This is a genomic window from Aeromicrobium senzhongii, from assembly GCF_014334735.1.
Taxonomy (GTDB): Bacteria; Actinomycetota; Actinomycetes; order Propionibacteriales; family Nocardioidaceae; genus Aeromicrobium; species Aeromicrobium senzhongii.
Genome location: NZ_CP060587.1, coordinates 966,322 through 991,064 on the forward strand (window position 1 = coordinate 966,322; position 24,743 = coordinate 991,064).

Here is a 24,743-nt window from a genome sequence, read left to right on the forward strand (position 1 = left end):
CCACTTTTGGAAGTGGATCCACGTTATTTCGGGCGGACATGGTGGATCCGGTTCCAAAAGTGGTCCCGTGGGCGCCCGCGTTCGCTAGCCCTTCGGGTTGCGGCTGAGTTCCTCGAGTGCCCACGGGACGAAGCGCGGCGGCGGACCGCTGTGCCCGCGTGAGACCAAGGCACGCCAGACCCGACCGATCAGGCCGGCCGGGTGGTCCAGGTCGCTGGAGACGACCACGATCACGAGCCATCCCTCGGCCTCGAGTCCCTCGCGGCGAGCGATGTCCTTGCGCCGCTGTGCGGCACTCCGCTCGTGGTACCAGCCGTCGTACTCGAGCACGATGCGGTGCCGCGGAAGCACGAGGTCGCCGCAGCCGAGGTGCGTTCCGCGCGGATCGAAGATGTCGAGATTGACCTCGAACTCCGGTAGGCCCGCGATCGCGAGAAGCAAGCGCAGATCGGTCTCCCGGAAGGAGCGCACGCGCTCGCGCAGCAGGTCGAGGTTGGCACGAGACCGTCGCACACCGGGAAGGTGCCGCGTCCAGGCGTAGTGCGCGAAGCCCTCGGCGGTCATCTGGTCGGCGGCGATCAGGGCATCTGCATACCGCACGATGTCGCGGTGGCTGAGCATGATGGCCGCGTCCACGAGGCAGCGATGTGCCGACAGAACGCGGACGCCGTCGATGTCCACGGGACGCAACGGCGCCTGACGGCGGTGCAGCGTGACTGAGCGCAGGTCGCGGCGGTGCGGCGTGTTCGTCGACCAGTGCCGCAGACTCGTATCGATGTCGAGGCCGTGGAGTTGCAGCCCCGTCACGTGACTCACCGCGGCATCCCGGGGCAGGACCAGGAGGTCGGCCCGGAGCAGGAAGCGCAGGTCCCGGGACTCCTCAGCCACCGCCCACACGCCGCGACCCGGGTGGATCGCCTCGAAGCGGCGCCCTTCGAGCATCCGTCGGGTCACGCCGAGTGCGGCGGCCTCGCCGGTCGTGAACGGCCGCCCACGCAAGGACTCGGGAATCGGCCGCACGAACCGAGCCTCGACCGCCGAAGCTCACCGGACCAGTCCCCGCCCCGAGGCTGGGGACAGCAGCACGGTCCCGCCCGCGGGTGGGGACGAACGCGCCAGCGTGCCCACTTTTGGACGTCATTTCACCTTATCCCGGACGGAATACGTGGATCGGCTTCCAAAAGTGGGCACGGGGTCGGCGGAAGGCGGGCGCGCGCGGTGGGCGAGCGTTCACGCACGCTTCACCTGGATCTTGTTCCACGGTTCGCCCGGTCCGATTGCCTCGGACCATGACTCACATCGGGGGACGAGCAGCCCGCAGCCTGCTCGCACTGACCACGACCGGCGCGCTCCTGGCCGGTACCGCCGCCGCGGCCCAGGCCGCACCGGAGCCGCGACCGACGCAGCGCACGACCACCGTTCCCACGCTGGTCGCCCGCGCGACGCTGTCGGCCGACCACCTGGCTCCCGGCCCGCCGTCGGGCGCCAAGGCCACGGCGGCCAACGGCCGCACCGGCCCGTTCGATGGCCAGGTCGTCCCGGGTTTCTCGGCGATGATCGAGAACCGCGACGGCACGTTCTGGGCGCTGCCGGACAACGGCTTCGGGTCGAAGGCGAACTCGGCGGACTTCCTGCTGCGGATCTACCGGATCACGCCGCAGTGGGAGACCGTGCGGGGAGGGCCCGGCCGGATCCGGCTCGACCGGTTCGTGTCCCTGCGTGACCCGCACCGCCGGGCGGGCTTCCCGATCGTCAACGAGGACACGAGGGAGCGCCTGCTGACGGGAGCCGACTTCGACGTGGAGTCGATCGTCCGGGCGAAGGACGGCACGTTCTGGATCGGGGAGGAGTTCGGTCCGTTCCTGCTGCACGTCGACGCGACCGGCGTGCTGCTCGAGCCTCCGGTGCCGCTGCCGGGCGTGCAGTCCCCGTCGCACCCGACTCCCGCCGGCGCAGCGAACCTGCCGAACAGCAAGGGGTTCGAGGCGATGGCCGCCAGCGCCGACGGCCGCTACCTGTACCCGATCCTCGAGGGGGCCCGGACCGACGACGCGCAGCCCAGGCGGCGCTGGATCCACGAGTTCGACACGCGCGCGAAGCGTTACACCCCGCGTCGGTGGGCCTACGAGTCCGACACGGACGCCTCCCTGGTCGCGGACGCCTTCACGGTCGGCCGTCACGAGCTGCTGGTCGCGGAGCGTGACGACTTCGAGGGGGAGCAGGCGGTCGTCAAGCGGGTGTACCGGGTCGACCTGGACCGCCGCGACCGCGACGGCTTCGTCCAGAAGGAGCTCGTGCTCGACGCGCTGAAGATCGCCAACCCCGCGCGGATCGGCGCGGGTGACGGGTACGGCACGGGCGATCCGTTCTCGCTACCCGTGCAGTCCTTCGAGACGATCGTGCAGCTGCGCGACGGGCGGCTGTTGATCGGGAACGACAACAACTTCCCCGGGAACGACGCCCGCGTCCCCGGCGAGCCCGACGACACCGAGATCGCGGTGGTCGAGCTGAGGCGCCAGCGGGTGTCCGCGAACGGTGCGCTGGTGGTCGCCCACCGCGGGGCCTCCGGGCATCGGCCGGAGCACACGCTGGCCTCCTACGCCGAGGCGATCCGCCAGTGCGCCGACCACATCGAGCCGGACCTGGTCTCGACGAAGGACGGCGTCCTGGTGGCGCGGCACGAGAACGAGATCGGCGGCACCACGGACGTCGCCGCGCGGGCCGAGTTCGCCGGCCGGCGCACGACCCGGACGATCGACGGGAGGGCGATCACCGGCTGGTTCACCGAGGACTTCACCCTGGCCGAGTTGCGGACGCTGCGCGCGAAGGAGCGCATTCCGGCCCTGCGCCCCGCCAACACGGCCTTCGACGGGCTGTACCCGGTGCCGACCCTGGACGAGGTGCTCGACCTCGCCCGTCGCTCGCGCACCTGCGACGGCCGGCCGGTGGGGGTCTATCCCGAGACGAAGCACCCGACGTACTTCGACTCGATCGGCCTCTCGCTCGAGGAGCCGCTGGTCGAAGGGCTGCGCCGCGCCGGGCTGGACCGGCCCGGCGCCCGGATCGTGCTGCAGAGCTTCGAGACGCAGAACCTGCGCGAGCTCGACCGGCGGAGCCGGGCCCGCATCGTCCAGCTCGTCGACTGCGCGGGCGCGCCGTACGACCTCGTGGCCGCCGGGGACCCGCGCACCTATGCCGACCTCGTCAGCCGGAAGGGCCTGCGGGCGATCAGCCGGTACGCCGACGGTGTCGGGCTGTGCAAGGACCGCATGATCCCGCGCACCGCCGACGGTCGGCTGGGCCGGCCGACGCGGGCGATCACCGATGCGCACGCGGCGGGGCTGACGGTGCACGGGTGGACGTTCCGCCGGGAGAACCAGTTCCTGCCCGTGGAGTTCCGCCGTGGCGCCGATCCGGCCGGGATCGGTGATCTGGCGGGGGAGATCCGAGCCTTCCTCGCGGTGGGGATGGACGGGTTCTTCACCGACAACCCGGGGGCGGGGGCCGCGGCCGTCGCGCGCTGATTGCTACAGCGCAAGGCGAAAGGCTCAAGTCCTCGTCTGGACGGCCCATGGGCGCTAGGGTGACCTGAATCACACTTCGCCCCACGTCCCCGGGAGAACTTCATGGCAGTGTCCACCGCCGACCAGCTCACGATCGTCGAGAACCGCGCCCGGAACGTGGGTGAGCTCTTCTTCGGCAGGGTCGAGGCGTCCGGGCCGCGCGAGGCGTTCCGCTACCCGGACGCCGACGAGAACTGGATCTCGATGACGTGGAGTGAGACCGGTGACAAGGTCTCCAAGATCGCCGCGGGGCTCGTGGACCTGGGCATCGAGCCCGAGCAGCGCGTCGCGATCGCCTCGGGCACGCGGATCGAGTGGATCCTCTCGGACCTCGCGGTGAACGCGGCCGGCGCGGCGACGACCACCGTGTACCCGACCTCGAGCACCGACGACGTGGCCTACATCCTGTCCGACAGCGACAGCCGCGTCGTCTTCGCCGAGGACGACGAGCAGGTGGCCAAGCTGCGCGAGAAGCGCTCCGAGCTGCCCAGCGTCTCGCGCGTCGTCGTCTACGACGGCGAGGCCGACGGCGACTGGGTGATCACCCTCGACGACCTCATCGAGCGCGGCGAGAAGTACCTGCTCGACCACCCCGACGTCGTGCGCGAGCGCATCGCCGGCACCGAGCCGGAGTCGCTCGCCACCTTGATCTACACGTCGGGCACGACCGGGCGCCCCAAGGGCGTGCGCCTGGTCCACGACTGCTGGACGTTCGAGGGCGCCGCCGTCGCCGCCCCGGGATCGCTGTCCGAGTCCGACCTGGAGTACCGCTGGCTGCCGATGGCGCACTCGTTCGGCAAGGTGCTGCTGACCGCTCAGCTCACGATCGGCTACCCGTGTGCGGTCGACGGGCGCGTGCCCAAGATCGTCGACAACCTCGCGGTCGTCCGCCCCACGTTCATGGGCGCAGCCCCGCGCATCTTCGAGAAGGCCTACGGCCGCGTCGTCGGCATGATGGTCGAGGAGGGCGGCGCGAAGCTCAAGCTGTTCCGCTGGGCCGAGAAGGTCGGCCTGCAGGTCTCGCGCCTCCAGCGCGCCGGCAAGCCGATCCCGGTGGGCCTGAAGATCCAGCACCGCATCGCCGACAAGCTCGTCTTCAGCAAGATCCGCGACCGCTTCGGCGGGCGCGTGCGCTTCTTCATCTCCGGCGCCGCGGCGCTGTCGACCGAGATCGCCGAGTGGTTCCACGCCGCCGGCGTGCTGGTCATGGAGGGCTACGGCCTGACCGAGACGTCGGCCGGCGCGTTCGTCAACGATCCCGACGACTTCAAGATCGGCACGGTCGGCCGGGCGTTCCCGGGCACCGAGGCCAAGATCGCCGCCGACGGCGAGGTCATGATCAAGGGCCCCAACGTCATGCGCGGCTATCACAACCTCGAGGGTGAGTCGGCCTCCGCGCTGACCGAGGACGGTTGGCTCGCGACCGGCGACATCGGCGAGTTCGACGCCGACGGCTTCCTGCGCATCACCGACCGCAAGAAGGACCTGTTCAAGACCTCCGGCGGCAAGTACGTGGCCCCTTCGCACGTCGAGGGCACGTTCAAGGCCGTGTGCCCGCTGGCCAGCCAGATGGTCGTCCACGGCAACGACCGCAACTTCTGCTCGGCCCTGATCACGCTCGACCCGGACGCGGCCGAGGCCTGGGCCGAGAGCCACGGCATGGCCGGTGCGTCCTACGCCGAGATCGCCGCGTCGGACCAGATGCAGGCCGAGATGGCCGGGTACGTCGACGAGCTCAACTCGCGGCTCAACCGCTGGGAGACGATCAAGAAGTGGGCCCTGCTCGACCACGACCTGTCGATCGAGTCCGGTGAGATCACCCCGAGCATGAAGGTCAAGCGCCGCGTCGTCGAGGAGCGCAACGCCGACCTGCTCAACAGCTTCTACGTCGAGGCCTGATTCGGGGCCGCGTACTCTGGGAGCGTGGCGTTCGGCATCTATCTGCACGTGCCGTTCTGCTCTGTGCGGTGCGGCTACTGCGACTTCAACACGTACACCGCCGACGAGCTCGGCGGACCCGACGTGATCGGCGCGTCCAGGGCCACCTACATCGAGGCGGCCCTGGCCGAGTTGTCGCTCGTCCCCGAGCGCACGGTCGACACCGTGTTCGTCGGGGGCGGCACGCCGTCGCAGGTTCCGGCCGGCGACCTCGTGCGGTTCCTGCGCGCGGTCGACCACCGCCTGGGCGTGGCGCCCGGTGCCGAGGTGACGACCGAGGCGAACCCCGACAGCGTCTCGCCGCAGTCGCTGGCCGAGCTGCGCGAGGGCGGGTTCACCCGGATCTCGTTCGGCATGCAGTCGGCCGTGCCCCACGTCCTGTCGGTGCTCGAGCGCACCCACGATCCCGAGCGGGTCCCGCAGGCCGTCGCCTGGGCGCGCGAGGCCGGATTCGAGCAGGTCAGCCTCGACCTCATCTACGGCACGCCGACCGAGTCGATGGACGACTGGCGGCACTCCGTGGAGTCCGCGCTGGCCATGGAACCCAACCACATCAGCGCCTACGCCCTGATCGTCGAGCAAGGCACGGCCTTCGCGCGCAAGGTCCGCCGCGGCGAGGTCGTCATGCCCGACGACGACGAGACCGCCGACAAGTACCTCCTGGCCGACGACCTGATGGCGGCCGCCGGACTGCACTGGTACGAGCTGTCCAACTGGGCCCGGGACGAGGCCGCGCAGTGCCGGCACAACATCGGCTACTGGAACGGTGGCGAGTGGTGGGGCGTCGGTCCCGGAGCCCACTCCTTCGTCGGCGGTGAGCGCTGGTGGAACGTCAAGCACCCGGCGGCCTACGCCCAGCGGCTGACCGCGGGGGAGTCGCCGCGCGCCGACGGCGAGCGCCCGGATGCCGAAGCGCGGCACCTCGAGGACGTCATGCTGCGGATCCGTCTCGCCGAGGGCATCGAGACCGCGTTGCTGGGCGGCGCCGATCGGCTGGTCGACGCCGGCTGGCTGACGCCGGTCGGTGACCGCATGGTGCTCACCCGCACCGGGCGCCTCATGGCGGACCGGGTCGTCCTGGAGGCGGTCGAGGCGCTCGGCTGAGCGCGGACCGGCCCCGATTCGGCTACGTTCAACTCCATGGGCGAGGCGGGCACGACGACGCATCACTCCACCGTCACCAAGGTCGGCCGCCCGGTCCTGACCGCGATGGTGATCGGCTCCATGGTCGGCGGCGGGGTCTTCTCACTGCCGGGCGGCTTCGCAACGACCACCGGCGTGGCCGGCGTGCTCATCGCGTGGACGCTGGCCGGCACGGGCATGCTCATGCTCGCGTTGTGCTTCCAGAACCTGGCCCTGCGCCGACCCGAGCTCGACGCCGGCGTCTTCGTCTACGCCAAGGCCGGCTTCGGCGACTACGTCGGCTTCAACTCCGCGATCGGCTACTGGGCCAGCGGGGTGGCCGGCAACGCCTTCTACTGGGTGTTCATCACCGCGACGATCGGTGCGTTCCTGCCGGGGTTCGGCAGCGGCGGCACGCTGCTGGCGGTCGCCGTCTCGACGGTCGGGGTGTGGGTGTTCCACTTCCTCATCGCCCGCGGCGTGCGGGACGCGGCGGTCGTCAACCGGATCGTCACGATCTGCAAGCTGGTGCCGATCCTGGTGTTCGTGGTCGTGCTGGCCACGCAGTTCGACCCGGAGGTGTTCCGCGCCAACTTCCTCGCCCGGGACGAGCTCGGCTCGCTGACCGACCAGGTCAAGAACACGATGATCATCACGACGTTCGTGTTCATCGGGGTCGAGGGCGCCAGCGTCTACTCCCGCCACGCCCAGCGCCGTGAGGACGTGGGCACCGCCACCGTGCTGGGCTTCCTGAGCGTCCTGGCGCTGTTCGCCCTGGTGACGATGGTCTCCTACGGGGCGTTCGACCGGTCCCGGATCGCCCAGACGCGAGAGCCGTCGATGGTCGGCCTGTTCGAGGGCGTCGTCGGACCGTGGGGCGAGTGGTTCGTCAGCGCCGGCGTCGTGGTGTCCGTGCTCGGTGCCTACCTGGCGTGGACGCTGATGGCGGCCGAGGTCATGCACGCTCCCGCCCGGGCGGAGGACATGCCAGCCGCGCTGGGGCGCGAGAACGACCACGGCACGCCGGTCGGCGCGCTGTTGGCGACCACCGTGGGCGCCCAGGTGCTGCTGGGCCTCACGCTGCTGATCAGCGACTCGCTGGACTTCATGCTGGCGCTGAGCACGTGCATGGTGCTGGTGCCGTACCTGCTGGCCGCCGCCTACGCGCTCAAGCTCGCCGTCACGGGCGAGACCTACGAGCACGACGCACGCCACCGGCGACGGCACGCCGTCATCGCCGTGCTGGCCGTGGCCTACGCGATCTTCCTCTTCGTGGCGGCCGGGCCGCCCTTCCTGCTCCTGTCGTGCTTGGTCTACGCGCCGGCAGCACTGCTGTACGTCCGGGCGCGCACCGAACGTGGCCGACGGATCTTCACCCGGGCCGAGCTCGTGCTCTTCCTGATCATCTGCGTCGGCGCGATCGCCGGCGTCTACACGCTCGTGACCGGCGGGATCGACGTGTGACCCGCCACCACCGGAAGGACCTCCGATGACCCAGCCGTCCGACGCCTACGGCGTCCACTCCGAGGTGGGCCGGCTCCGCAAGGTCCTGGTCTGCGAGCCGGGGCTGGCCCACGAGCGGCTCACGCCGTCCAACTGCAAGGACCTGCTGTTCGACGACGTGCTGTGGGTCGAGCACGCCCAGCGCGACCACGCCGACTTCGTGGCGATGATGCGAGCGCGCGACATCGAGGTGGTCGAGCTGCACGACGTGCTCGCCCAGACGATGGCCGACCCCGCCGCGCGCACCTGGCTGCTGGACCGCAAGATCGTCCCGAACGAGGTCGGCATCGGGCTCGTGGAGGAGACCCGGGCGTACCTCGACGGCCTCGCGGCGGCCGACCTCAGCCGCTACCTCATCGGCGGCCTGTCGACCCGCGAGCTGCCCAGCGACCTCTCTGCGGGGTACCGCGCCCTCGTCCGCCAGGCGCACGGCGGCCACGAGTACCTGATGCCCCCGCTGCCCAACACCCTCTACACCCGCGACACGACCTGCTGGGTGCACGGTGGGGTGACGCTGAACCCGCTCTACTGGGCGGCGCGCAAGGACGAGACGCTCCTGATGAAGGCGATCTACGAGTTCCACCCGGAGTTCGTGGGATCGACCGTGTGGTGGGGCGACCCGGAGATCAACTGGGGCACCGCCACCGTGGAGGGCGGCGACGTGATGGTGCCCGGCGGGGGCGTCGTGCTGATCGGGATGAGCGAGCGCTCCTCGCGGCAGGGCATCACGCAGCTGGCCAAGGCTCTGTTCGAGCAGGGCGCGGCGGAGCGGGTCATCGTGGCGGGGATGCCGAAGCTGCGGGCGGCGATGCACCTCGACACGGTCTTCACGTTCGCCGACCGTGACATCGTGACGGTCTATCCCGAGATCGTGAACACGATCCATGCCTTCACGATCGTGCCCTCGGACGTCGCACCCGGCATCGAGGTGATCGATCACGACGACACCCCGTTCCTCGAGGTGGTGGCGAAGGCCCTGGGGGTGGGGAAGTTCCAGGTCGTCGAGACCGGCGGCAGCGAGTACGACATCCAGCGCCAGCAGTGGGACAGCGGGAACAACCTCGTCGCGCTCGAGCCGGGCGTCGTGGTGGCCTACGACCGCAACACCCACACCAACTCGCTGCTGCGCCAGGCCGGGCTCGAGGTCATCGAGATCGTCGGCGCCGAGTTGGGGCGCGGCCGCGGTGGCGGCCACTGCATGACGGGTCCGCTGATCCGCGACGCGGTGGACTGAGCCCTACGCCGGCTGGGTGACGAAGTCGATGAGCTCCTCGACCCGGCCGAGGAAGGCGGGCTCGAGGTCGGTCCAGGAGTCGACGCGTCCGAGGATCGCCTTCCAGGCCCGGGCGATGTCGGCCTGCTCGGCGTGGGGCCAGCCGAGGTGGGCGCAGACGCCCTTCTTCCACTCGACGTGGCGCGGGATCGTGGGCCACGCCTCCATCCCGAGGCGCTGCGGCTTCACCGACTGCCACACGTCGACGTAGGGGTGGCCGACCACCAGCAGGTGCGGCACGTGCTTGACCTCGTCGGCGAGACGCTGCTCCTTCGAGCCGGGCACGAGGTGGTCGACCAGGACGCCGAGGCGCCGCTTCGCGGTGGGCTGGAAGTCGCGCACGATCGCGGCCAGGTCGTCGATCCCGCCGAGGTACTCGACCGCGACGCCCTCGGCGCGCAGGTCGTCGCCCCACACCTTCTCGACGAGCTCGGCGTCGTGGCGACCCTCGACGAAGATGCGGCTGGGCAGTGCCACCTTGGCGCGGGTGTCGGCGGCCAGGCGCGATCCCGAGGCGGTGCGGGTGGGCGCGGTGGCGGCCTTCGGGGTCGGCGCGACCAGGACGACGGGCTTGCCCTCCATCAGGAAGCCAGGCCCCAGCGGGAAGACCTTGCGGCGCAGCCGGCGGTCCTCCAGCTCGACGGTGCCCAGGTCGCGCTCGACGCGCGTGATCTCGCCGACGAAGCCGCTGGAGGCCTCCTCGACGACGAGACCGAGGTCGGCGGCCAGCTCGGTCGAGCGGCCCCGCTTGGGCTTGCGCCAGTCGCCGGACAGGACGTCGGAGCCGTACCGGTCAGCCATGCCCGAACCACACGCCGAGCAGTCGCTGGTGGAACGCCTCGATGTCGTCCTTGGACCCGCTGTCGAGGGTGTCGTCGACGATCAGGCCGATCGCCAGGTCGACGGCGGCGGGCCAGGAGTCCGGAACGGTGTCGGGGACCTCGTCGGTGACCAGGGCGCCGAGGGCGACGTCGGGGGAGTGGCCCGGACGCGTCACGACCATCACCAGCTCGCCACCGGCGGGACCGTGGCCCAAGTGGGAGACCTCGACGAACGTCTCGCCCACGGACGTGGCCCACACCGAGGCCATCGTCCCGCCACGGGACTCGTGCTCGACGGTGGTGCCGTCGGGCGCCGTGACGGCATAGGGGGTGTAGATCAGGACCTCATCGGCGTCGACGACCTCGATCGAACCGTCGTCGCGCACGGACACCTCACTCACCCCGACAGATTGCCATGTCGGCGAGGGGTTCGTGCAGGCGCACCGCCGTGTGACTCGCCGGTAGACTGGCACTGACCCGGGTCGAGTGCCAGCAGTGTGGAGGTGACAGCGTGATCGAGGACCGCCGTCTCAACGTCCTGCGTGCGATCGTCGAGGACTACGTCGCGACGCAGGAGCCGGTCGGATCGAAGGCCTTGGTCGAGCGCCACCGCCTCGGCGTCTCGTCCGCCACGATCCGCAACGACATGGCCGCCCTGGAGGACGAGGGGTACCTCACCGCTCCGCACACCAGCGCCGGCCGCATCCCGACCGACAAGGGTTACCGGATGTTCGTCGACCGGCTGGCCGAGGTGAAGGCACTCTCCGTCGCCGAGCGCCGCGCGATCGAGACCTTCCTGTCCGGCGCCATCGACGTGGACGACATCGTCATGCGCAGCGTCAAGATCCTGGCCCAGCTGACCAACCAGGTCGCGATCGTGCAGTACCCGTCGCTGACCCGCTCGACCGTGCGCCACGTCGAGCTCGTGGCCCTCGAGGGCTCGCGCGTCCTCATCGTCGTCATCACCAGCAGCGGTCGCGTCGAGCAGCGCATCGTCGAGCTGGTCCAGACCCCGGGCGACCAGCTGCTCGCCGACCTGAAGTCGCGCATCGTGCGCGCCACCTTGGGCGAGCGGCTGCCGCAGGCCTCCCTGCACCTGGCCGACCTCATCGACACGTTCGACGTCGACGACCGCCCGGTCGTGTCCTCGATCGTCACGACCCTGGCCAACACGTTCTCCAACGAGCGGTCCGACGAGCGGGTCGCCGTCGGCGGCACCGCGAACTTGGCCCGGTTCGGCGCCGACTTCGACACCGCCATCCGGCCCGTGCTGGAGGCGATGGAGGAGCAGGTCGTCCTGCTGCGTCTGCTCGGCGAGGCCACGACCGGTCCCCACGTGCGCATCGGTCGCGAGACGGGCCGCGACGACCTGTCCGGGACGGCCGTCGTCGCCAGCACGTACGGCCCCGATGGCGAGTCCTACGCCCAGTTGGGCACGATGGGACCGACCCGCATGGACTATCCCGCCACGATGGCCGCCGTCGGCGCCGTCGCCCGTTACGTCGGCCGCATCCTCGCCGACGGCTGAGCGCCCACCTCGCGACTGACTGCGAAAGAGAAGAGATCTTGGACTACTACGAACTGCTCGGCGTCTCCCGCGAGGCCACCCCCGAGGAGCTGAAGAAGGCGTACCGCCGGCTGGCGCGCCAGCTGCACCCGGACGTCAACGACGCTCCCGATGCGTCCGAGCGCTTCAAGGAGGTCACGACGGCCTACGAGGTGCTGTCGGACCCGCAGAAGCGGTCCGTCTACGACCGCGGCGGCGACCCGCTGTCCGGCGGCGGGATGGGCGGCGGCTTCGGCCAGGGCTTCAGCTTCGACGACATCATGGACGCGTTCTTCGGGCAGACGTCGTCGCGTGGTCCGCGGTCCCGGGTCCAGCGCGGTCAGGACGCGCTGTTGCGCCTCTCGGTCAGCCTCGCCGAGGCGGCGTTCGGCGTCACGCGTGAGATCAAGGTCGACACGGCCGTCACGTGCGAGGTCTGCGACGGCTCCGGTGCGAACGAGGGCTCCGAGCCGGTCGCGTGCGGGACGTGCCACGGACACGGCAGCGTCCACCACGTGCAGCGCTCGCTGCTCGGCGACATCCGCACCTCGCGTCCGTGCCCCACGTGCCACGGCTACGGCACCGTCATCCCCGACCCGTGCCGCGAGTGCGGCGGCGAGGGTCGCGTGCGGTCGCGTCGGAGCCTGCAGGTCACCGTGCCGGCCGGTGTCGACGACGGGAACCGGATCCAGCTGGCCGGCGAGGGCGAGGTCGGCGCCGGTGGCGGACCGGCCGGCGACCTCTACATCGAGATCAAGGTCGCGCACCACCCCGTCTTCACCCGCCAGGGCGACGCGCTGGTCTGCCAGGTCACCGTTCCGATGACCGCTGCGGCGCTGGGCACGCGGATCGACCTGCCGACGCTCGACGCCGAGCGTGAGGACCTCCCCGACCTCGAGAAGTCCGTCGCGATCGACGTGCCCGCGGGCACCCAGTCCGGTGAGACGATCGTCACCCGTGGCTTCGGGGTCCCGCGGCTGCGCGGCTCGGGTCGCGGCGACCTCACGGTCCAGGTCGTCGTCGAGACGCCGCGCGACCTCGACGCCGCGCAGCGTGACCTGCTCGAGCAGCTCGCCACCGCGCGCCAGGAAGAGCACATCGACCCGGTCGTCAGCCACAGCTCCCGCGGCGTCTTCAGTCGCCTGCGCGACGCCTTCAAGTGACCTCCCCGCCCCGAGATTTGCTCCCAAACTGACCTTTCAGAGCTCCTGAAAGGTCAGTTGCGGAGCAAATCTCGGGAGGTCGCTAGAGTCGGCGCATGGCTGCTGAATGCATCTTCTGCAAGATCGTCGCGGGCGAGATCCCGGCCGACGTCGTCGCCGAGAGCGAGCACACGCTGGCGTTCCGCGACATCAACCCCAAGGCGCCCGTGCACGTGCTGGTCGTGCCGAAGGTCCACCAGCGCGACGCCGCCGCGCTCGCGCAGGCCGAGCCGGCGATCGCCGCCGAGCTGCTGGCCCAGACGCGGGCCATCGCGGCGCAGGAGGGGTACGAGGACTACAACCTGGTCTTCAACACCGGTGCGAACGCCGGCCAGACCGTCTTCCACGCCCATGCCCACGTGCTGGCCGGGGTCGACGTCTCCAAGCTCTTCCTGGCCTGAGCCGACGTGGCTGCGTCGACTGCGTCCGAACCGTAGACTGGAGGGGTATGACACAAGACATCTCCGAGGCCCGGCACACGGTCACGATCCCCGCCTCCGTCCCCCTGGTCTCCCTGTTCGGTCCGGCCGACGAGTTCCTGCGTCTGATGGAGTCCGCCTTCGAGGCGAAGATCCATGCCCGTGGCAACGAGGTCACCCTCATCGGCGAGCCCGCCGAGATGGCGCTCGTCGAGCGTCTCCTCGACGAGCTCGTGACGATCCTGCGCACGGGTCAGGCGCTCAACGCCGAGACCGTCGAGCGCAGCATCACCATGCTGCGCACCGAGACGCAGGAGCGCCCCGCCGACGTGCTGAGCCACAACATCCTGTCGAGCCGGGGCCGCACGATCCGTCCCAAGACGCTCAACCAGAAGAAGTACGTCGACGCGATCGACGAGCACACCATCGTGTTCGGCATCGGGCCCGCCGGCACCGGCAAGACCTACCTCGCGATGGCCAAGGCCGTGCAGGCGCTGCAGGCCAAGGAGGTCACCCGCATCATCTTGACCCGGCCCGCGGTCGAGGCCGGCGAGCGGCTGGGCTACCTGCCCGGCACGCTCAGCGAGAAGATCGACCCGTACCTGCGTCCGCTCTACGACGCGCTGCACGACATGCTCGATCCCGAGACGATCCCCAAGCTGCTGACGTCGGGCGTCATCGAGGTCGCGCCGCTGGCGTACATGCGCGGCCGCACGCTCAACGACGCGTTCATCATCCTCGACGAGGCGCAGAACACCACCGCCGAGCAGATGAAGATGTTCCTGACCCGTCTGGGCTTCGGCTCCAAGATGGTCGTCACCGGCGACGTCACGCAGGTCGACCTGCCCGGTGGCGCCACGAGCGGCCTGCGCATCGTGCAGCAGATCCTCGGCGAGGTGCGCGACGTGCACTTCAGCCGGTTGACGAGCAACGACGTGGTCCGCCACAAGCTGGTCGGCCGCATCGTGGCCGCCTACGACGACTACGAGGCGAAGGGCCGGCCCGCCGCCGAGTCCGCCGGGGGAGCACATGACCGTCGACGTTCTCAATGAGTCCGGCGTCGAGGTCGACGTCGCCGACCTGACGTCGCTGTGCCGGTTCGTCATGCGCCGCATGCGCCTGCACCCGCAGACCGAGATGACCCTGCGCCTGGTCGACACCGACACCATCGCCGTGCTCAACGAGCAGTGGATGGGCAAGCAGGGCCCCACCGACGTCCTGTCGTTCCCGATGGACGAGCTGACCCCCGGCGACGGTGACGGTGACCGCGGGGAGGCGGGCTACCTGGGCGACATCGCCCTGTGCCCGCAGATCGCCGAGCAGCAGGCGCCGGCCGCGGGTCACGAGCGCGACGACGAGATGGCCCTGTTGACCGTCCACGGCATGCTGCACCTGCTCGGGTACGACCATGCCGAGCCGCAGGAGCATGCCGAGATGTTCGGCATCCAGGGCCGGCTGCTGCTGGAGTGGGCCGACCCGGCCCTGCGGGAACCGTGAGCCGATGACCGGCACCGGCGCCCTGTTGCTGGCTGTCGTCCTCGTCTTCCTCGCAGGTCTGCTGGTGGCGGTCGAGGCCGCGATCTCGACCTTCTCGCGCGCCCGCGCCGACGAGCTCACCGAGGAGGGCGTCAGCGGCGCCAAGCGACTCGCGCGCATCCTCGAAGACCCCGCGCCCTACCTGAACTCGGTCCTGCTGCTGCGCATCGTCTCCGAGACGGCCGGCGTGGTCCTGGTGGCCGCGGTCGTGGCCGACCGGGTCGCGGGCTACTGGCACAACGTCCTGATCGCCGGCGGCATCATGTCCGTCGTCTCGTTCGTCGCGATCGGCGTCGGGCCGCGCACCCTGGGCCGCCAGCACTCCGAGAAGATCGCCGTCGCCTCGGCCGGGCCCGTCATCTGGCTGACGGTCCTGCTGGGACCGGTGCCCCGGCTGCTGATCCACCTCGGCAACGCGCTGACCCCCGGCCGTGGCTTCGCCGAGGGCCCGTTCGCCTCCGAGGTCGAGGTCCGCGAGCTGGTCGACCTGGCCGCCGCCTCGTCGGTCATCGAGTCCGGTGAGTCCAAGATGATCCAGTCGGTCTTCGAGCTGGGCGACACGATCGTGCGCGAGGTGATGGTCCCGCGCACCGACCTGGTCTACATCGAGAGCCACAAGACCTTGCGCCAGGCGATGTCCCTGGGCCTGCGCAGCGGCTTCTCGCGCATCCCGGTCACGGGCGAGAACCTCGACGACGTCATCGGCATGGCGTACCTCAAGGACATCACCAAGCGCGTCTTCGACAACCACGCCGCCGAGACGACCGAGAAGGTCGACTCGATCTGCCGCCCCGTGGTCTTCGTGCCCGACACGAAGCCCGCCGACGACCTGCTGCGCGAGATGCAGGCCCAGCGCACGCACGTGGCCATCGTCATCGACGAGTTCGGCGGCACGGCCGGACTGGTCACGATCGAGGACATCCTCGAGGAGATCGTCGGCGAGATCACCGACGAGTACGACGACGAGCCGGACGAGCGCGAGCAGTTGGCCGACGGTGCGTGGCGGGTCAGCGCGCGCTTCGACGTGGACGATCTCGAGGAGCTCTTCGGCATCCCGGTGCGCGACGAGGACGTCGACTCGGTGGGCGGCCTCATGGCCAAGCACCTGGGCACGGTGCCCATCCCCGGAGCGGTCGTCGAGGTCGACGGACTGCGTCTGGAGGCACAGGCGCCGGTGGGTCGACGCAACCGGATCGGCCGTGTGGTCGTGTCCCGCGTCGAGCCGCTCGACGTGACCGCCGACGCCTGAGCGTGAGTCCCGGGCGGTACATTCGAGGCATGGATCTTCCCCCAGAGGACGCGAAGCTCGTGACGCTCGCCCGGACCTCGCGAGCCCGTCTCGACGTCGCCCAGGGGGCCGCCGTCCGCGACCTCGACGGTCGCACCTACGCCGCCGCGACGGTCAACCTCGACACCCTGACGATCTCGGCCGTCGATCTGGCCGTCGCCATGGCGGTGTCCTCGGGCGCCAAGGGCCTCGAGGCCGTCGCGCTCGTGACCGAGGGCGACGTGCCCGTCGGTCTGGACGCGGTCATCGAGTTCGGCGGCGTGGGCGTCACGGTCGTGGTCGCCGATCCGAAGGGCACGGTCGACACGGTGCTGACCACATGAGCACGCCCGAGGGATTCCGCTCCGGCTTCGCCTGCTTCGTCGGCCGGCCGAACGCGGGCAAGTCGACCCTGACGAACGCCCTGGTCGGCGGCAAGATCGCCATCACGTCGTCGCGCCCGCAGACCACGCGCCACGCCATCCGCGGGCTGGTCAACCGCGAGAACGCGCAGCTCGTCCTGGTGGACACCCCCGGCCTGCACAAGCCGCGCACCCTGCTGGGCCAGCGGCTCAACGACCTGGTCCGCACCACGTGGGCCGAGGTCGACACCGTCGGCATGTGCCTGCCCGCGAACGAGAAGATCGGCCCGGGCGACCGTTACCTGATCAAGGAGATCGCCGCGCTGCGCCGCAAGCCGGTGTTCGCGATCGCGACCAAGACCGACCTGGTGTCGCCGGAGCGGCTGATCCAGCACCTGTCCGACATCGCCGCGGCCGGCGAGGAGGCCGGACTGACGTGGCGCGAGGTCGTGCCGGTGTCCGCCGTCTCCGGCGAGCAGGTCGACCTGCTCGCCTCGCTGCTGATCGACACCCTGCCGCAGGGCCCGGCGCTGTACCCCGAGGGACAGCTGACCGACGAGCCCGAGGCCACCTTGATCGCCGAGATCATCCGTGAGGCGGCGCTCGAGGACGTCCGTGAGGAGCTGCCGCACTCGTTGGCCGTGGTCGTCGAGGAGGTCGTCCCGCGCGAGGACCGCCCGGCCGACCGGCCGCTGCTGGACGTGCGCGCCAACGTCTACGTCGAGCGCGACAGCCAGAAGGGCATCATCATCGGCAAGAAGGGCGCCCGGCTCAAGCAGATCGGGATCGACTCCCGCGGCCAGATCGAGCGGCTCCTCGGCACGCCGGTGCACCTGGACCTGCACGTCAAGGTGGCCAAGGACTGGCAGCGCGATCCCAAGCAGCTGCGCAAGCTCGGCTTCTGAACCCGGCCGGACTCAGCGCGGCGCGTGCTGCCGCAGGCGCTCGCTGATCCGGTCGAGCAGGGGCGAGTCGAGCTTCCAGCGCTGCCAGTACAGCGCGACGCGCGTGGTCGAACGCCCCAGCCGGGCCAGGGCGCCGGCCTCGATCCCGGCCGTCGCCTGGTCGCGAGGCAGCAGGCCCCAGCCCAGGCCGGCCTCGATCGCCGCCCGGAAGTCGTCCGAGGACGGCACCTCGTGCACGACCCGCGGCTCGGCGTCGGTGTGCCGCCGCAGCTCCTCGTGCTGCAGCCGGTCCTTGCTGTTGAACACGACCATCGGCAGGGCCGCCCGGTCGGGGCGTCCGCCGAACCGGTCCAGCAGGCGGGGGTGGGCGACGGGCAGGTAGTGCATCGTGCCCAGCGGCGTCACCGAGCAGCCCTGGACGGGCGCCGGGTCGCTCGTGATCGCGCCGACGACCTCGCCGCGGCGCAGCAGGTCGTGGCTGTGACCCTCGTCCTCGACCCGCAGCTTCAGTGCGACGTCGCCCCAGGCGGCGACCTCGGCCAGGACCGGACGGAACCACGTCGCGAGCGAGTCGGCGTTGACCGCCAGGGCCAGGTCGGTCGGTCCGTCGTCGGTGAGGGCCTCGGCGAAGACCAGCTCCAGCTGTCGACCGAGTCGGACGAGTGCGGTGCCGGCCTCGGTGGGCGTGCACGGCGAGCCGCGGCCGACGAGCACGCGGCCGACGGCGTTCTCGAGGGCTCGGACGCGCTGGCTCACGGCGCTGGGCGTGATGTGCAGGCGCTGGGCCGCAGCCTCGAAGGAGCCGTGATCGGCGATCGCGACGAGGGTGGCCAGCTGGGCGGGGGAGAGGTCCACCCGTCCAGTGAAGCATCTCTTCACGATGTTCAGAATGATTCGTTGGACTTCACCCGGGCCCGGGCCTAGCGTCGACCACGTGCTGCACGCTCTCGTCACCGGGATGGTGACCGGTCTGTCCCTCATCGTCGTCATCGGCGCCCAGAACGCCTTCGTCCTGCGCCAGGGGATCAGGCGGGCCCACGTCGTCCTCGTCGTCGCGATCTGCGCGACCTCGGACGTGGTCCTGATCCTGGCCGGTGTCGTCGGCATCGGGGCGATCGTCGACCGCGCGGGCTGGGTCATCGACGTCGTCACGTGGCTCGGCGTCGCCTTCCTGGTCTGGTACGGCATCGCGTCGATCCGGCGGGCGAGCCGCCCGGAGCGGCTGGAGGCCACCGGACGCACCGTGGGCCTGCGCCGGGCGGTCGCGCTGCAGGCACTGGCGCTGACGTGGTTGAACCCGCACGTCTACCTCGACACCGTCGTCCTGCTCGGCTCGATCGCGCAGACCCACGGGCCCGTCGACCGCTGGTGGTTCGCGGCGGGCGCGTGTCTGGGCAGCGTGGTGTGGTTCTCGTGCCTGGGCCTGGGCGCCACGAAGCTGGCGCCGTTGTTGGCTCGTCCGCGCGCCTGGCAGGTGCTGGACCTGCTGATCGGCGTCGTCATGTTCGTCATCGCCGCGAGCCTGATCTGGTGAGTTTTGTCCGGTTCTTGCACGATGGGGTCCGTGGACCCCGTCGAAGCACTGCGTGAGACCGCGTTCTGGCTCGAGCGAGAGCGAGCCTCCAGCTATCGCGTCGAGGCCTTCCGCAAGGCCGCCGCCGCCCTGGGCGACCTGCCGCCCGAGGAGATCTCCGAGCGGGCGCGGACAGGCGCGCTCGGTCGGATGAAGGGGCTCGGTCCCCGCACCACCACGGTCGTCGAGCAGGCCCTCTCCGGCGAGGTCCCGGCCTATCTGTCAGACCTGCGTGAGCGGAACACCGAGCCGCTGGCCAGCGGCGGCACCGAGGTGCGGAAACTGTTGCGCGGCGACCTGCACAGCCACTCCGACTGGTCCGACGGCGGCAGCTCGATCGAGGAGATGGCCGGCGCGGCGGCCTGGCGTGGCCGCGAGTACCAGGCCATCACCGACCACTCACCGCGCCTGACCGTCGCCAACGGTCTCAGCCGCGAGCGGCTGGAGATACAGCTGGAGGTCATCGCCGAGGTCGACGCCCGTCTCGACGACCTCACCTTGCTGACGGGGATCGAGGTCGACATCCACCTCGACGGCTCCCTGGACCAGGACGACGACCTGTTGGGCCGGCTCGACGTCGTGGTCGCCAGCGTCCACTCCAAGCTCGCGATGGACGCGCCCTCCATGACCCGGCGCATGCTGGCCGCCGTGGCGAACCCGCACACCGACGTGCTGGGCCACTGCACGGGTCGTCTGGTCGAGGGCGGTCGCGGCACGCGTCGCCAGTCGCAGTTCGACGCCGAGGAGGTCTTCCGGGCCTGCGCCGATCACGGCGTGGCGGTCGAGATCAACTCGCGGCCCGAGCGCCAGGATCCGCCGGACGAGCTCATCGACCTCGCGAACGAGCTGGGCTGCCTGTTCGCGATCGACACCGACGCGCACGCGCCGGGGCAGCTGGACTTCCTCGACCACGGGGCGGCCCGGGCCGCCGCCCGGGACATCGACCCCGACCGGATCGTCACGACGTGGCCGCTCGACCGGCTGCGGACCTGGCTGGACCGCTCGCGCTGACCCTCAGTCCATCAGCAGCGCGGCCAGCGTGCCGCCCAGCTCGGTCGCTGCGGCCAGGTGCGGCTCCACGTCCCCGGTGAAGACCAGAGGGCTGGCCGCCGGCGTCCACTGCAGGCCCGTCGTGATCGACTCCATGGCGCGCTCGGCGCCGGTCGTGTCGTAACCGCCCCGGATCCAGTACGAGAACGGCCGCTTGGCGGTGGGCTCGCGCACGTCGTCGTAGACGGTGTCGAAGAAGTGCTTGAGCGCACCCGAGAGATAGCCCAGGTTCGCGCTCGTGCCCAGCAGATAGCCGTCGGCCGCGAGCACGTCCTCGACCGTCGCCTCGAGGGCGGGCCGCACGACGACCTCGACGCCTTCGATGGCGTCGTCGCGGGCCCCGGCCAGCACCGCGTCGCCGATCAGGGACAGGCGCGGGGTCGGGCAGTGCTGGACGACGAGGAGGCGAGCCATGGCGCCACCGTATCGCCGGACTTTGTCGACGACGTGCCCGACGTTGCTCGGTGTGCCTACGATCAGCGCATGGACTTCGCCGCAGCAGCACAGTCCGTTCTCGACAACGTCGCCACGGTCATCGATGGCAAGCAGCACGCCATCGAGACAGCTCTCGTCGTGATGCTGGCCGAGGGACATCTGCTGATCGAGGACGTCCCCGGGGTGGGCAAGACGGCCCTCGCGCGTGCCCTGGCCCGCTCGGTCGACTGCTCCGTGCGCCGCATCCAGTTCACCCCCGACCTGCTGCCCTCGGACGTCACCGGAGTCTCGGTTTTCAACCAGGCGGTGTCCGAGTTCGAGTTCAAGCCCGGCTCCGTCTTCGCCAACATCGTGATCGGCGACGAGATCAACCGGGCCTCGCCCAAGACCCAGTCCGCGCTGCTCGAGGCGATGGAGGAGCGCCAGGTCTCGGTCGATGGCACGACGTACCCGCTGCCGGCGCCGTTCATGGTCGTGGCCACCCAGAACCCGTTCGAGATGGAGGGCACCTACCTGCTGCCCGAGGCCCAGCGCGACCGGTTCATGGCCCGGATCTCCTTGGGCTACCCCGACGCCGACGCCGAGTTGGCGATGCTGCGCGACCGCGACCTGAGCGATCCGGCCGCCCTGCTCCAGCCGGTCGTGATGGCCGACGACCTGCAGCAGATGATCATCCACGTCCGCGCGGTCCACGTCGCCGAGTCGGTCGAGCGCTACATCGTCGCGTTGGCTCGAGCCACCCGCGAGTCCGGCGACCTGCGGCTCGGCGCCAGCCCGCGCGCGACGCTGCAGCTGGTCCGGGCCGCCAAGGCCCTCGCGGCCCTGCGCGATCGCGAGTTCGTGCTGCCGGACGACGTCGCCGAGCTGGCCCCACTGGTCCTGGCCCACCGCCTGGTCCCCCTGCGCGGAGGCGGCTCGACCGATGAGGTCGTCGCGGACGTGCTGCGCCGGGTCCCGGTCTGACGATGTGGCTCACCGGTCGGTCCGTCGCCCTCATCGCCACCGCGGCGCTGAGTCTGTCGCTGGCGTTCCTGGCCGGGATCCCCGCCCTGCTCTACGTCACCGGCCTGTGCGCCGGGCTCGTGGTGGTGGCGCTGCTGCTGGCGGTGCTGGCCCGTCCCCGGCTCGAGGTCAGGCGCACGATCGAGCCCGCCATCGTCGAGCCCGACGAGCCGGTCGAGGTCGTGGTGGACCTGGCGGTGCGCTCGGGCGTCCCCGTCGTGACCGGCCGGTGGCGCGACCGGGTGCCGAGCACGGTCCTGGGCACGGCCACCGGAACCGTCCCGGTCGCGCAGGGGTCCCGGGTCCGGATCGCGTACGAAGTGCGCGGGCGACGCCGGGGCAGCCACGAGGTCGGTCCGTTCTCGGTGGTGGTCGGTGACGCGTTCGGCCTGGTCGAGCGATCGCTGAGTGCGGGGGAGCGCGACCGGTTCGTGGTCCTGCCCAGGCGCCGGGCCCTGGACGTCCGGGGCGGTCCGGCCGGCACCACGGAGGGGACGACCCGCCTGCGCGCGACCTCGGGCCTGGGCCAGGACGACGTCATCGCGCGGCCCTACCTGCCGGGCGACGCCCTCAAGCGGTGGCACTGGAAGGCCACGGCGCACCACGGCGAGCCCATGGTCCGCCAGGAGGAGTCGCAGATGCGGCCCACGATGCTGGTCGTCCTCGACGCGGATCCGCGGGTGCACGACCACGCGGGCTTCGAGTGGAGCGTCTCGGCGGCGGCCTCGGTCGTGGCGCACTACGGCGAGCGCGGCTTCGACGTCGACCTGGCCTGCGGCCCGTCCCTGGTCTCGCTGGAGTCCGGTCACGGGGTGCAGGACGCCCTCGTGACCCTGGCCCTGGCCGAGCCGGACACCGCGCCCCTGATCGTCCCGAGCCGCGAGCGCACCACCATCGTCCTGAGCGGAGCGCTCGACAGCGCGGCCGCCACCCGACTCGTCGCGGCGGTCCCGTCGCGCGACACGATCGCCTTCGTCGCCCGCTCCACCACGGCCGAGGCCCGCTCGGTGCTGGTCGCCGCCGGCTGGCACGTCGTCGTCCGCGACTCCGGCGACGACCTCGCCGCGACGTGGGAGACCGCGATGGGGGTGACCTCGCGATGAGTCGGTCACGCGTGGACGAGTTCGGCGACACGATCGTCGTCCTGGTGGCCTCGGCGGTGTTGCTGGCCGGATTCGCGCCGCTGCTGGACGGGTACCGCTGGGCGGTCACGGTGCTCGCGGTCCTGGTGCCGGTCGCAGCCGTCACGGCCCTCGTCCGGTTGCGCGGGCCCGCGTGGGGCACGCCGGTGGCGGCCCTGACCGGTGCGCTGATGCTGGTCTGGGTGTTCGTCCCGGGCACGACCGCCTTCGGCCTGCCGACCCCGCGGTCGTTCACCGCCCTGGGCGGCCTCCTGGGCCGATCGCGTTCGGTGATCCTCGAGGAGGTCGCGCCCATCGCGCCGCCGGACTCGATCGTGCTGCTGCTCGCGGCGACCTTCCTCGTCACCTTCGTCCTGGCCGACGCCGTCGCACGGCAGACGTGGCGCGTGCCGCTGCTGGGCCTGTTGTGGACGACGATGCTGGTCGTCCCCAGTGTCATCTCGATGCAGATGCCGCAGTGGCCGGTGTTCCTGGGCGTGGCCGCGGCCTGGCTGTGGCTGTGGTGGTCGGAGTCGCCGCACGTCGGTCACCTGCCCACGCGCGCCGCCGCTCTCACCGGTGCCGGTGCGCTCCTGGTCGCGCTGGCCCTGCCCGTGCTCGGCCCGGACATCGAGCCCACCTCGAGCGACTTCGGCGTGACCGAGAGCGAGGTCTTCGGTGCGGGCATCAACCCGATGATCGAGCTCGGACAGAACCTGCGGCAGTCGAAGGCGCGGCGCGTGCTGACGTACACCTCCGACGCCGGCGAGGGGCAGTACCTCAAGGTCGCGACCTTGCGTCAGTTCACCGGCCGCACGTGGGGTCCGAGCCCCGTGCTGGGCGACGCCGACATCGAGGGGATCGACGACCTGGCCGAGGACGTCGAGACCCGCGAGATCTCGACGCGGGTCCGCATCGACAGCCTCCGCTCGAACCTGCTGCCGGTGCCGTACCCGGCCACGCGGGTGCGCGGGCTCGAGGGGCAGTGGCGGTGGCTCCGCGACGGCAGTACCGTCCGCGGCGAGGGCCGCACGACCACCGAGGACCAGCGGTACACGGTCAGCAGCGTCGACCGCCAGCCGACGGCCGAGCAGGTCCGGGCGGCGGGTCCGGCCGGACCGAGCCTGGACGTCTACCGCACCCTGCCGCGGGCGGTGCCCGACACCGTCGACCGTCTCGCGCGGGCGAGGTCAGCGAACGCACGCACCGACTACGACCGGATGGTCGCATTGCAGGACTGGCTCCGTGGGGACTTCTCGTACTCGGTGGAGTCTCCCGTCGAGGACGGGTACGACGGCAACGGCCTGGACGTGATGGAGGAGTTCCTGCGCAAGAAGTCGGGCTACTGCGTCCACTTCGCCTCCACGCTGGCCGTCATGGGCCGCGTCGTCGGGGTGCCGACGCGGGTCGCGGTGGGCTACGCCCCGGGTGACAACCTGCTGAGTCGCACGACCGAGGGCACGACCTACGGCGTCGACTCCGACGACCTGCACGCGTGGACCGAGGCGTACTTCCCCGGCATCGGCTGGATCGGGTTCGACGCCACCCCGGGCGTCGGTGACGCGACCGAGTTCGCCGAGGAGACCCAGCCGCAGGACGCACCGGGCTCGGACGCCGAGGTGCCCGAGAGCAGCGGCGGCTCGGAGCAGAGCCTCGATCCGGGTGACGATGACACCACGGCACAGGCCGAGGAGGCGCCGGCGGCCTCGTGGAGGCCGGCGCTCGTGGCGATCGTGGTGCTGGCCGTCCTGGGCGCCGTGCCCGCCGTCGTCCGCCAGGTGCGCCGGCGCCGCCGCTGGACCGCCGGGCAGTCGGCCAGCGAGCCGCTGTGGAGCGAGATCGCCGACACGGCGCGCGATCTGGGCATCGACCCCGACCCGGCCGAGACGCCGCGCGGGTTCGCCCGCCGGTTGGGCACGTACGGGGTGGACGTGACGGCCATGGACCGGGTCGTGAGCGCGGTCGAGCAGGACCGCTACGCCGGCACCGTCACGACGAGGTCGCACGTGGGGGAGGCGCAGCAGGTCGTCGAGTCGCTGCAGGCGTCCCGCGGGCGCCGGGCCCGGTGGCTGGCCCGGATCGCCCCGCGGTCGCTGCTGCGCTGA

23 protein-coding genes are annotated in these 24,743 nt (G+C 71.1%); 18 read left to right on the forward strand and 5 right to left on the reverse strand.

Features of this window, described 5'->3' with window-relative positions; translation table 11 throughout:
* Window positions 1–84: 84 nt before the first annotated feature.
* Window positions 85–1,020 (reverse strand): hypothetical protein, encoded by a 936-nt coding sequence (locus H9L21_RS04930; RefSeq protein WP_154595441.1) that lies wholly within the window; start codon window positions 1,018–1,020, stop codon window positions 85–87.
* 269 nt (window positions 1,021–1,289) lie between these two features.
* Between H9L21_RS04930 and H9L21_RS15590 the strand changes: the two genes are divergently transcribed.
* The 5 genes from H9L21_RS15590 to H9L21_RS04955 all read left to right on the forward strand — a co-directional run bounded on the left by H9L21_RS15590 (window position 1,290) and on the right by H9L21_RS04955 (window position 9,360).
* The gene (locus H9L21_RS15590) at window positions 1,290–3,524 is read left to right on the forward strand and encodes an esterase-like activity of phytase family protein (protein ID WP_154595440.1); all 2,235 of its coding nucleotides are present in this window, start codon (window positions 1,290–1,292) and stop codon (window positions 3,522–3,524) included.
* Window positions 3,525–3,626: 102 nt separating this feature from the next.
* Window positions 3,627–5,462, forward strand: coding sequence for an AMP-dependent synthetase/ligase (locus H9L21_RS04940; RefSeq protein ID WP_154595439.1), 1,836 nt, complete (start codon window positions 3,627–3,629; stop codon window positions 5,460–5,462).
* Window positions 5,463–5,486: 24 nt separating this feature from the next.
* The gene (gene hemW / locus H9L21_RS04945; RefSeq protein WP_187411808.1) at window positions 5,487–6,605 is read left to right on the forward strand and encodes a radical SAM family heme chaperone HemW; all 1,119 of its coding nucleotides are present in this window, start codon (window positions 5,487–5,489) and stop codon (window positions 6,603–6,605) included.
* Between the two features lie 36 nt (window positions 6,606–6,641).
* Window positions 6,642–8,087: a basic amino acid/polyamine antiporter gene (locus tag H9L21_RS04950; protein WP_154595438.1), complete on the forward strand. Its 1,446-nt coding sequence runs from the start codon at window positions 6,642–6,644 to the stop codon at window positions 8,085–8,087.
* 25 nt (window positions 8,088–8,112) lie between these two features.
* The gene (locus H9L21_RS04955; protein ID WP_154595437.1) at window positions 8,113–9,360 is read left to right on the forward strand and encodes an arginine deiminase; all 1,248 of its coding nucleotides are present in this window, start codon (window positions 8,113–8,115) and stop codon (window positions 9,358–9,360) included.
* 3 nt (window positions 9,361–9,363) lie between these two features.
* Here the strand turns inward: H9L21_RS04955 and H9L21_RS04960 are convergent, their stop codons facing one another.
* On the reverse strand, window positions 9,364–10,200 hold the full coding sequence (locus tag H9L21_RS04960; protein WP_154595436.1) for a DUF3097 domain-containing protein: 837 nt from the start codon (window positions 10,198–10,200) through the stop codon (window positions 9,364–9,366).
* Window positions 10,193–10,621 carry a hypothetical protein gene (locus H9L21_RS04965; protein WP_154595435.1) on the reverse strand — a complete coding sequence of 143 codons (429 nt, stop codon included), beginning with the start codon at window positions 10,619–10,621 and terminating at the stop codon, window positions 10,193–10,195. Before H9L21_RS04965 ends, H9L21_RS04960 begins: the two co-directional genes overlap by 8 nt.
* A gap of 110 nt (window positions 10,622–10,731) precedes the next feature.
* Between H9L21_RS04965 and hrcA the strand changes: the two genes are divergently transcribed.
* The 8 genes from hrcA (at window position 10,732) to era (ending at window position 17,457) form a co-directional block, all read left to right on the forward strand.
* Window positions 10,732–11,748 (forward strand): heat-inducible transcriptional repressor HrcA, encoded by a 1,017-nt coding sequence (hrcA, locus tag H9L21_RS04970; protein WP_187411809.1) that lies wholly within the window; start codon window positions 10,732–10,734, stop codon window positions 11,746–11,748.
* Between the two features lie 38 nt (window positions 11,749–11,786).
* A complete protein-coding gene (dnaJ, locus tag H9L21_RS04975) occupies window positions 11,787–12,929 on the forward strand; it encodes a molecular chaperone DnaJ (RefSeq protein ID WP_154595433.1) in 1,143 nt (380 codons plus the stop codon).
* Between the two features lie 95 nt (window positions 12,930–13,024).
* Window positions 13,025–13,369: an HIT domain-containing protein gene (locus H9L21_RS04980; protein ID WP_154595432.1), complete on the forward strand. Its 345-nt coding sequence runs from the start codon at window positions 13,025–13,027 to the stop codon at window positions 13,367–13,369.
* A gap of 47 nt (window positions 13,370–13,416) precedes the next feature.
* A complete protein-coding gene (locus H9L21_RS04985) occupies window positions 13,417–14,439 on the forward strand; it encodes a PhoH family protein (protein ID WP_154595431.1) in 1,023 nt (340 codons plus the stop codon).
* Window positions 14,417–14,884: an rRNA maturation RNase YbeY gene (gene ybeY, locus H9L21_RS04990; RefSeq protein ID WP_154595430.1), complete on the forward strand. Its 468-nt coding sequence runs from the start codon at window positions 14,417–14,419 to the stop codon at window positions 14,882–14,884. The genes H9L21_RS04985 and ybeY overlap by 23 nt, the downstream gene beginning before the upstream one ends.
* A 4-nt stretch (window positions 14,885–14,888) precedes the next feature.
* Complete coding sequence (locus tag H9L21_RS04995) at window positions 14,889–16,172, forward strand: hemolysin family protein (RefSeq protein ID WP_154595429.1); 1,284 nt, start codon at window positions 14,889–14,891, stop codon at window positions 16,170–16,172.
* 29 nt (window positions 16,173–16,201) lie between these two features.
* Entirely contained in the window at window positions 16,202–16,534 is a 333-nt protein-coding gene (locus tag H9L21_RS05000) for a cytidine deaminase-like protein (protein WP_154595428.1), read from the forward strand.
* Window positions 16,531–17,457, forward strand: coding sequence for a GTPase Era (era, locus tag H9L21_RS05005; RefSeq protein ID WP_154595427.1), 927 nt, complete (start codon window positions 16,531–16,533; stop codon window positions 17,455–17,457). The genes H9L21_RS05000 and era overlap by 4 nt, the downstream gene beginning before the upstream one ends.
* A gap of 12 nt (window positions 17,458–17,469) precedes the next feature.
* Here the strand turns inward: era and H9L21_RS05010 are convergent, their stop codons facing one another.
* Window positions 17,470–18,312: a LysR family transcriptional regulator ArgP gene (locus tag H9L21_RS05010; protein ID WP_222865857.1), complete on the reverse strand. Its 843-nt coding sequence runs from the start codon at window positions 18,310–18,312 to the stop codon at window positions 17,470–17,472.
* A 79-nt stretch (window positions 18,313–18,391) separates the two neighbouring features.
* On the opposite strand from H9L21_RS05010, the gene H9L21_RS05015 reads away from it, so the two are divergent.
* Window positions 18,392–18,991, forward strand: coding sequence for a LysE/ArgO family amino acid transporter (locus H9L21_RS05015; protein WP_222865858.1), 600 nt, complete (start codon window positions 18,392–18,394; stop codon window positions 18,989–18,991).
* A gap of 21 nt (window positions 18,992–19,012) precedes the next feature.
* Entirely contained in the window at window positions 19,013–20,041 is a 1,029-nt protein-coding gene (locus H9L21_RS05020) for a PHP domain-containing protein (protein WP_154595424.1), read from the forward strand.
* A 3-nt stretch (window positions 20,042–20,044) separates the two neighbouring features.
* On the opposite strand, the gene H9L21_RS05025 is transcribed toward H9L21_RS05020, so the two are convergent.
* Entirely contained in the window at window positions 20,045–20,494 is a 450-nt protein-coding gene (locus tag H9L21_RS05025) for a flavodoxin family protein (protein ID WP_154595423.1), read from the reverse strand.
* Between the two features lie 69 nt (window positions 20,495–20,563).
* On the opposite strand from H9L21_RS05025, the gene H9L21_RS05030 reads away from it, so the two are divergent.
* From H9L21_RS05030 to H9L21_RS05040, 3 genes are read left to right on the forward strand one after another with little or no spacing between them, the layout of a single operon-like run.
* Window positions 20,564–21,478: an AAA family ATPase gene (locus H9L21_RS05030; RefSeq protein WP_154595422.1), complete on the forward strand. Its 915-nt coding sequence runs from the start codon at window positions 20,564–20,566 to the stop codon at window positions 21,476–21,478.
* Between the two features lie 2 nt (window positions 21,479–21,480).
* A complete protein-coding gene (locus H9L21_RS05035; RefSeq protein ID WP_154595421.1) occupies window positions 21,481–22,620 on the forward strand; it encodes a DUF58 domain-containing protein in 1,140 nt (379 codons plus the stop codon).
* Entirely contained in the window at window positions 22,617–24,743 is a 2,127-nt protein-coding gene (locus H9L21_RS05040) for a transglutaminase TgpA family protein (protein ID WP_154595420.1), read from the forward strand. The genes H9L21_RS05035 and H9L21_RS05040 overlap by 4 nt, the downstream gene beginning before the upstream one ends.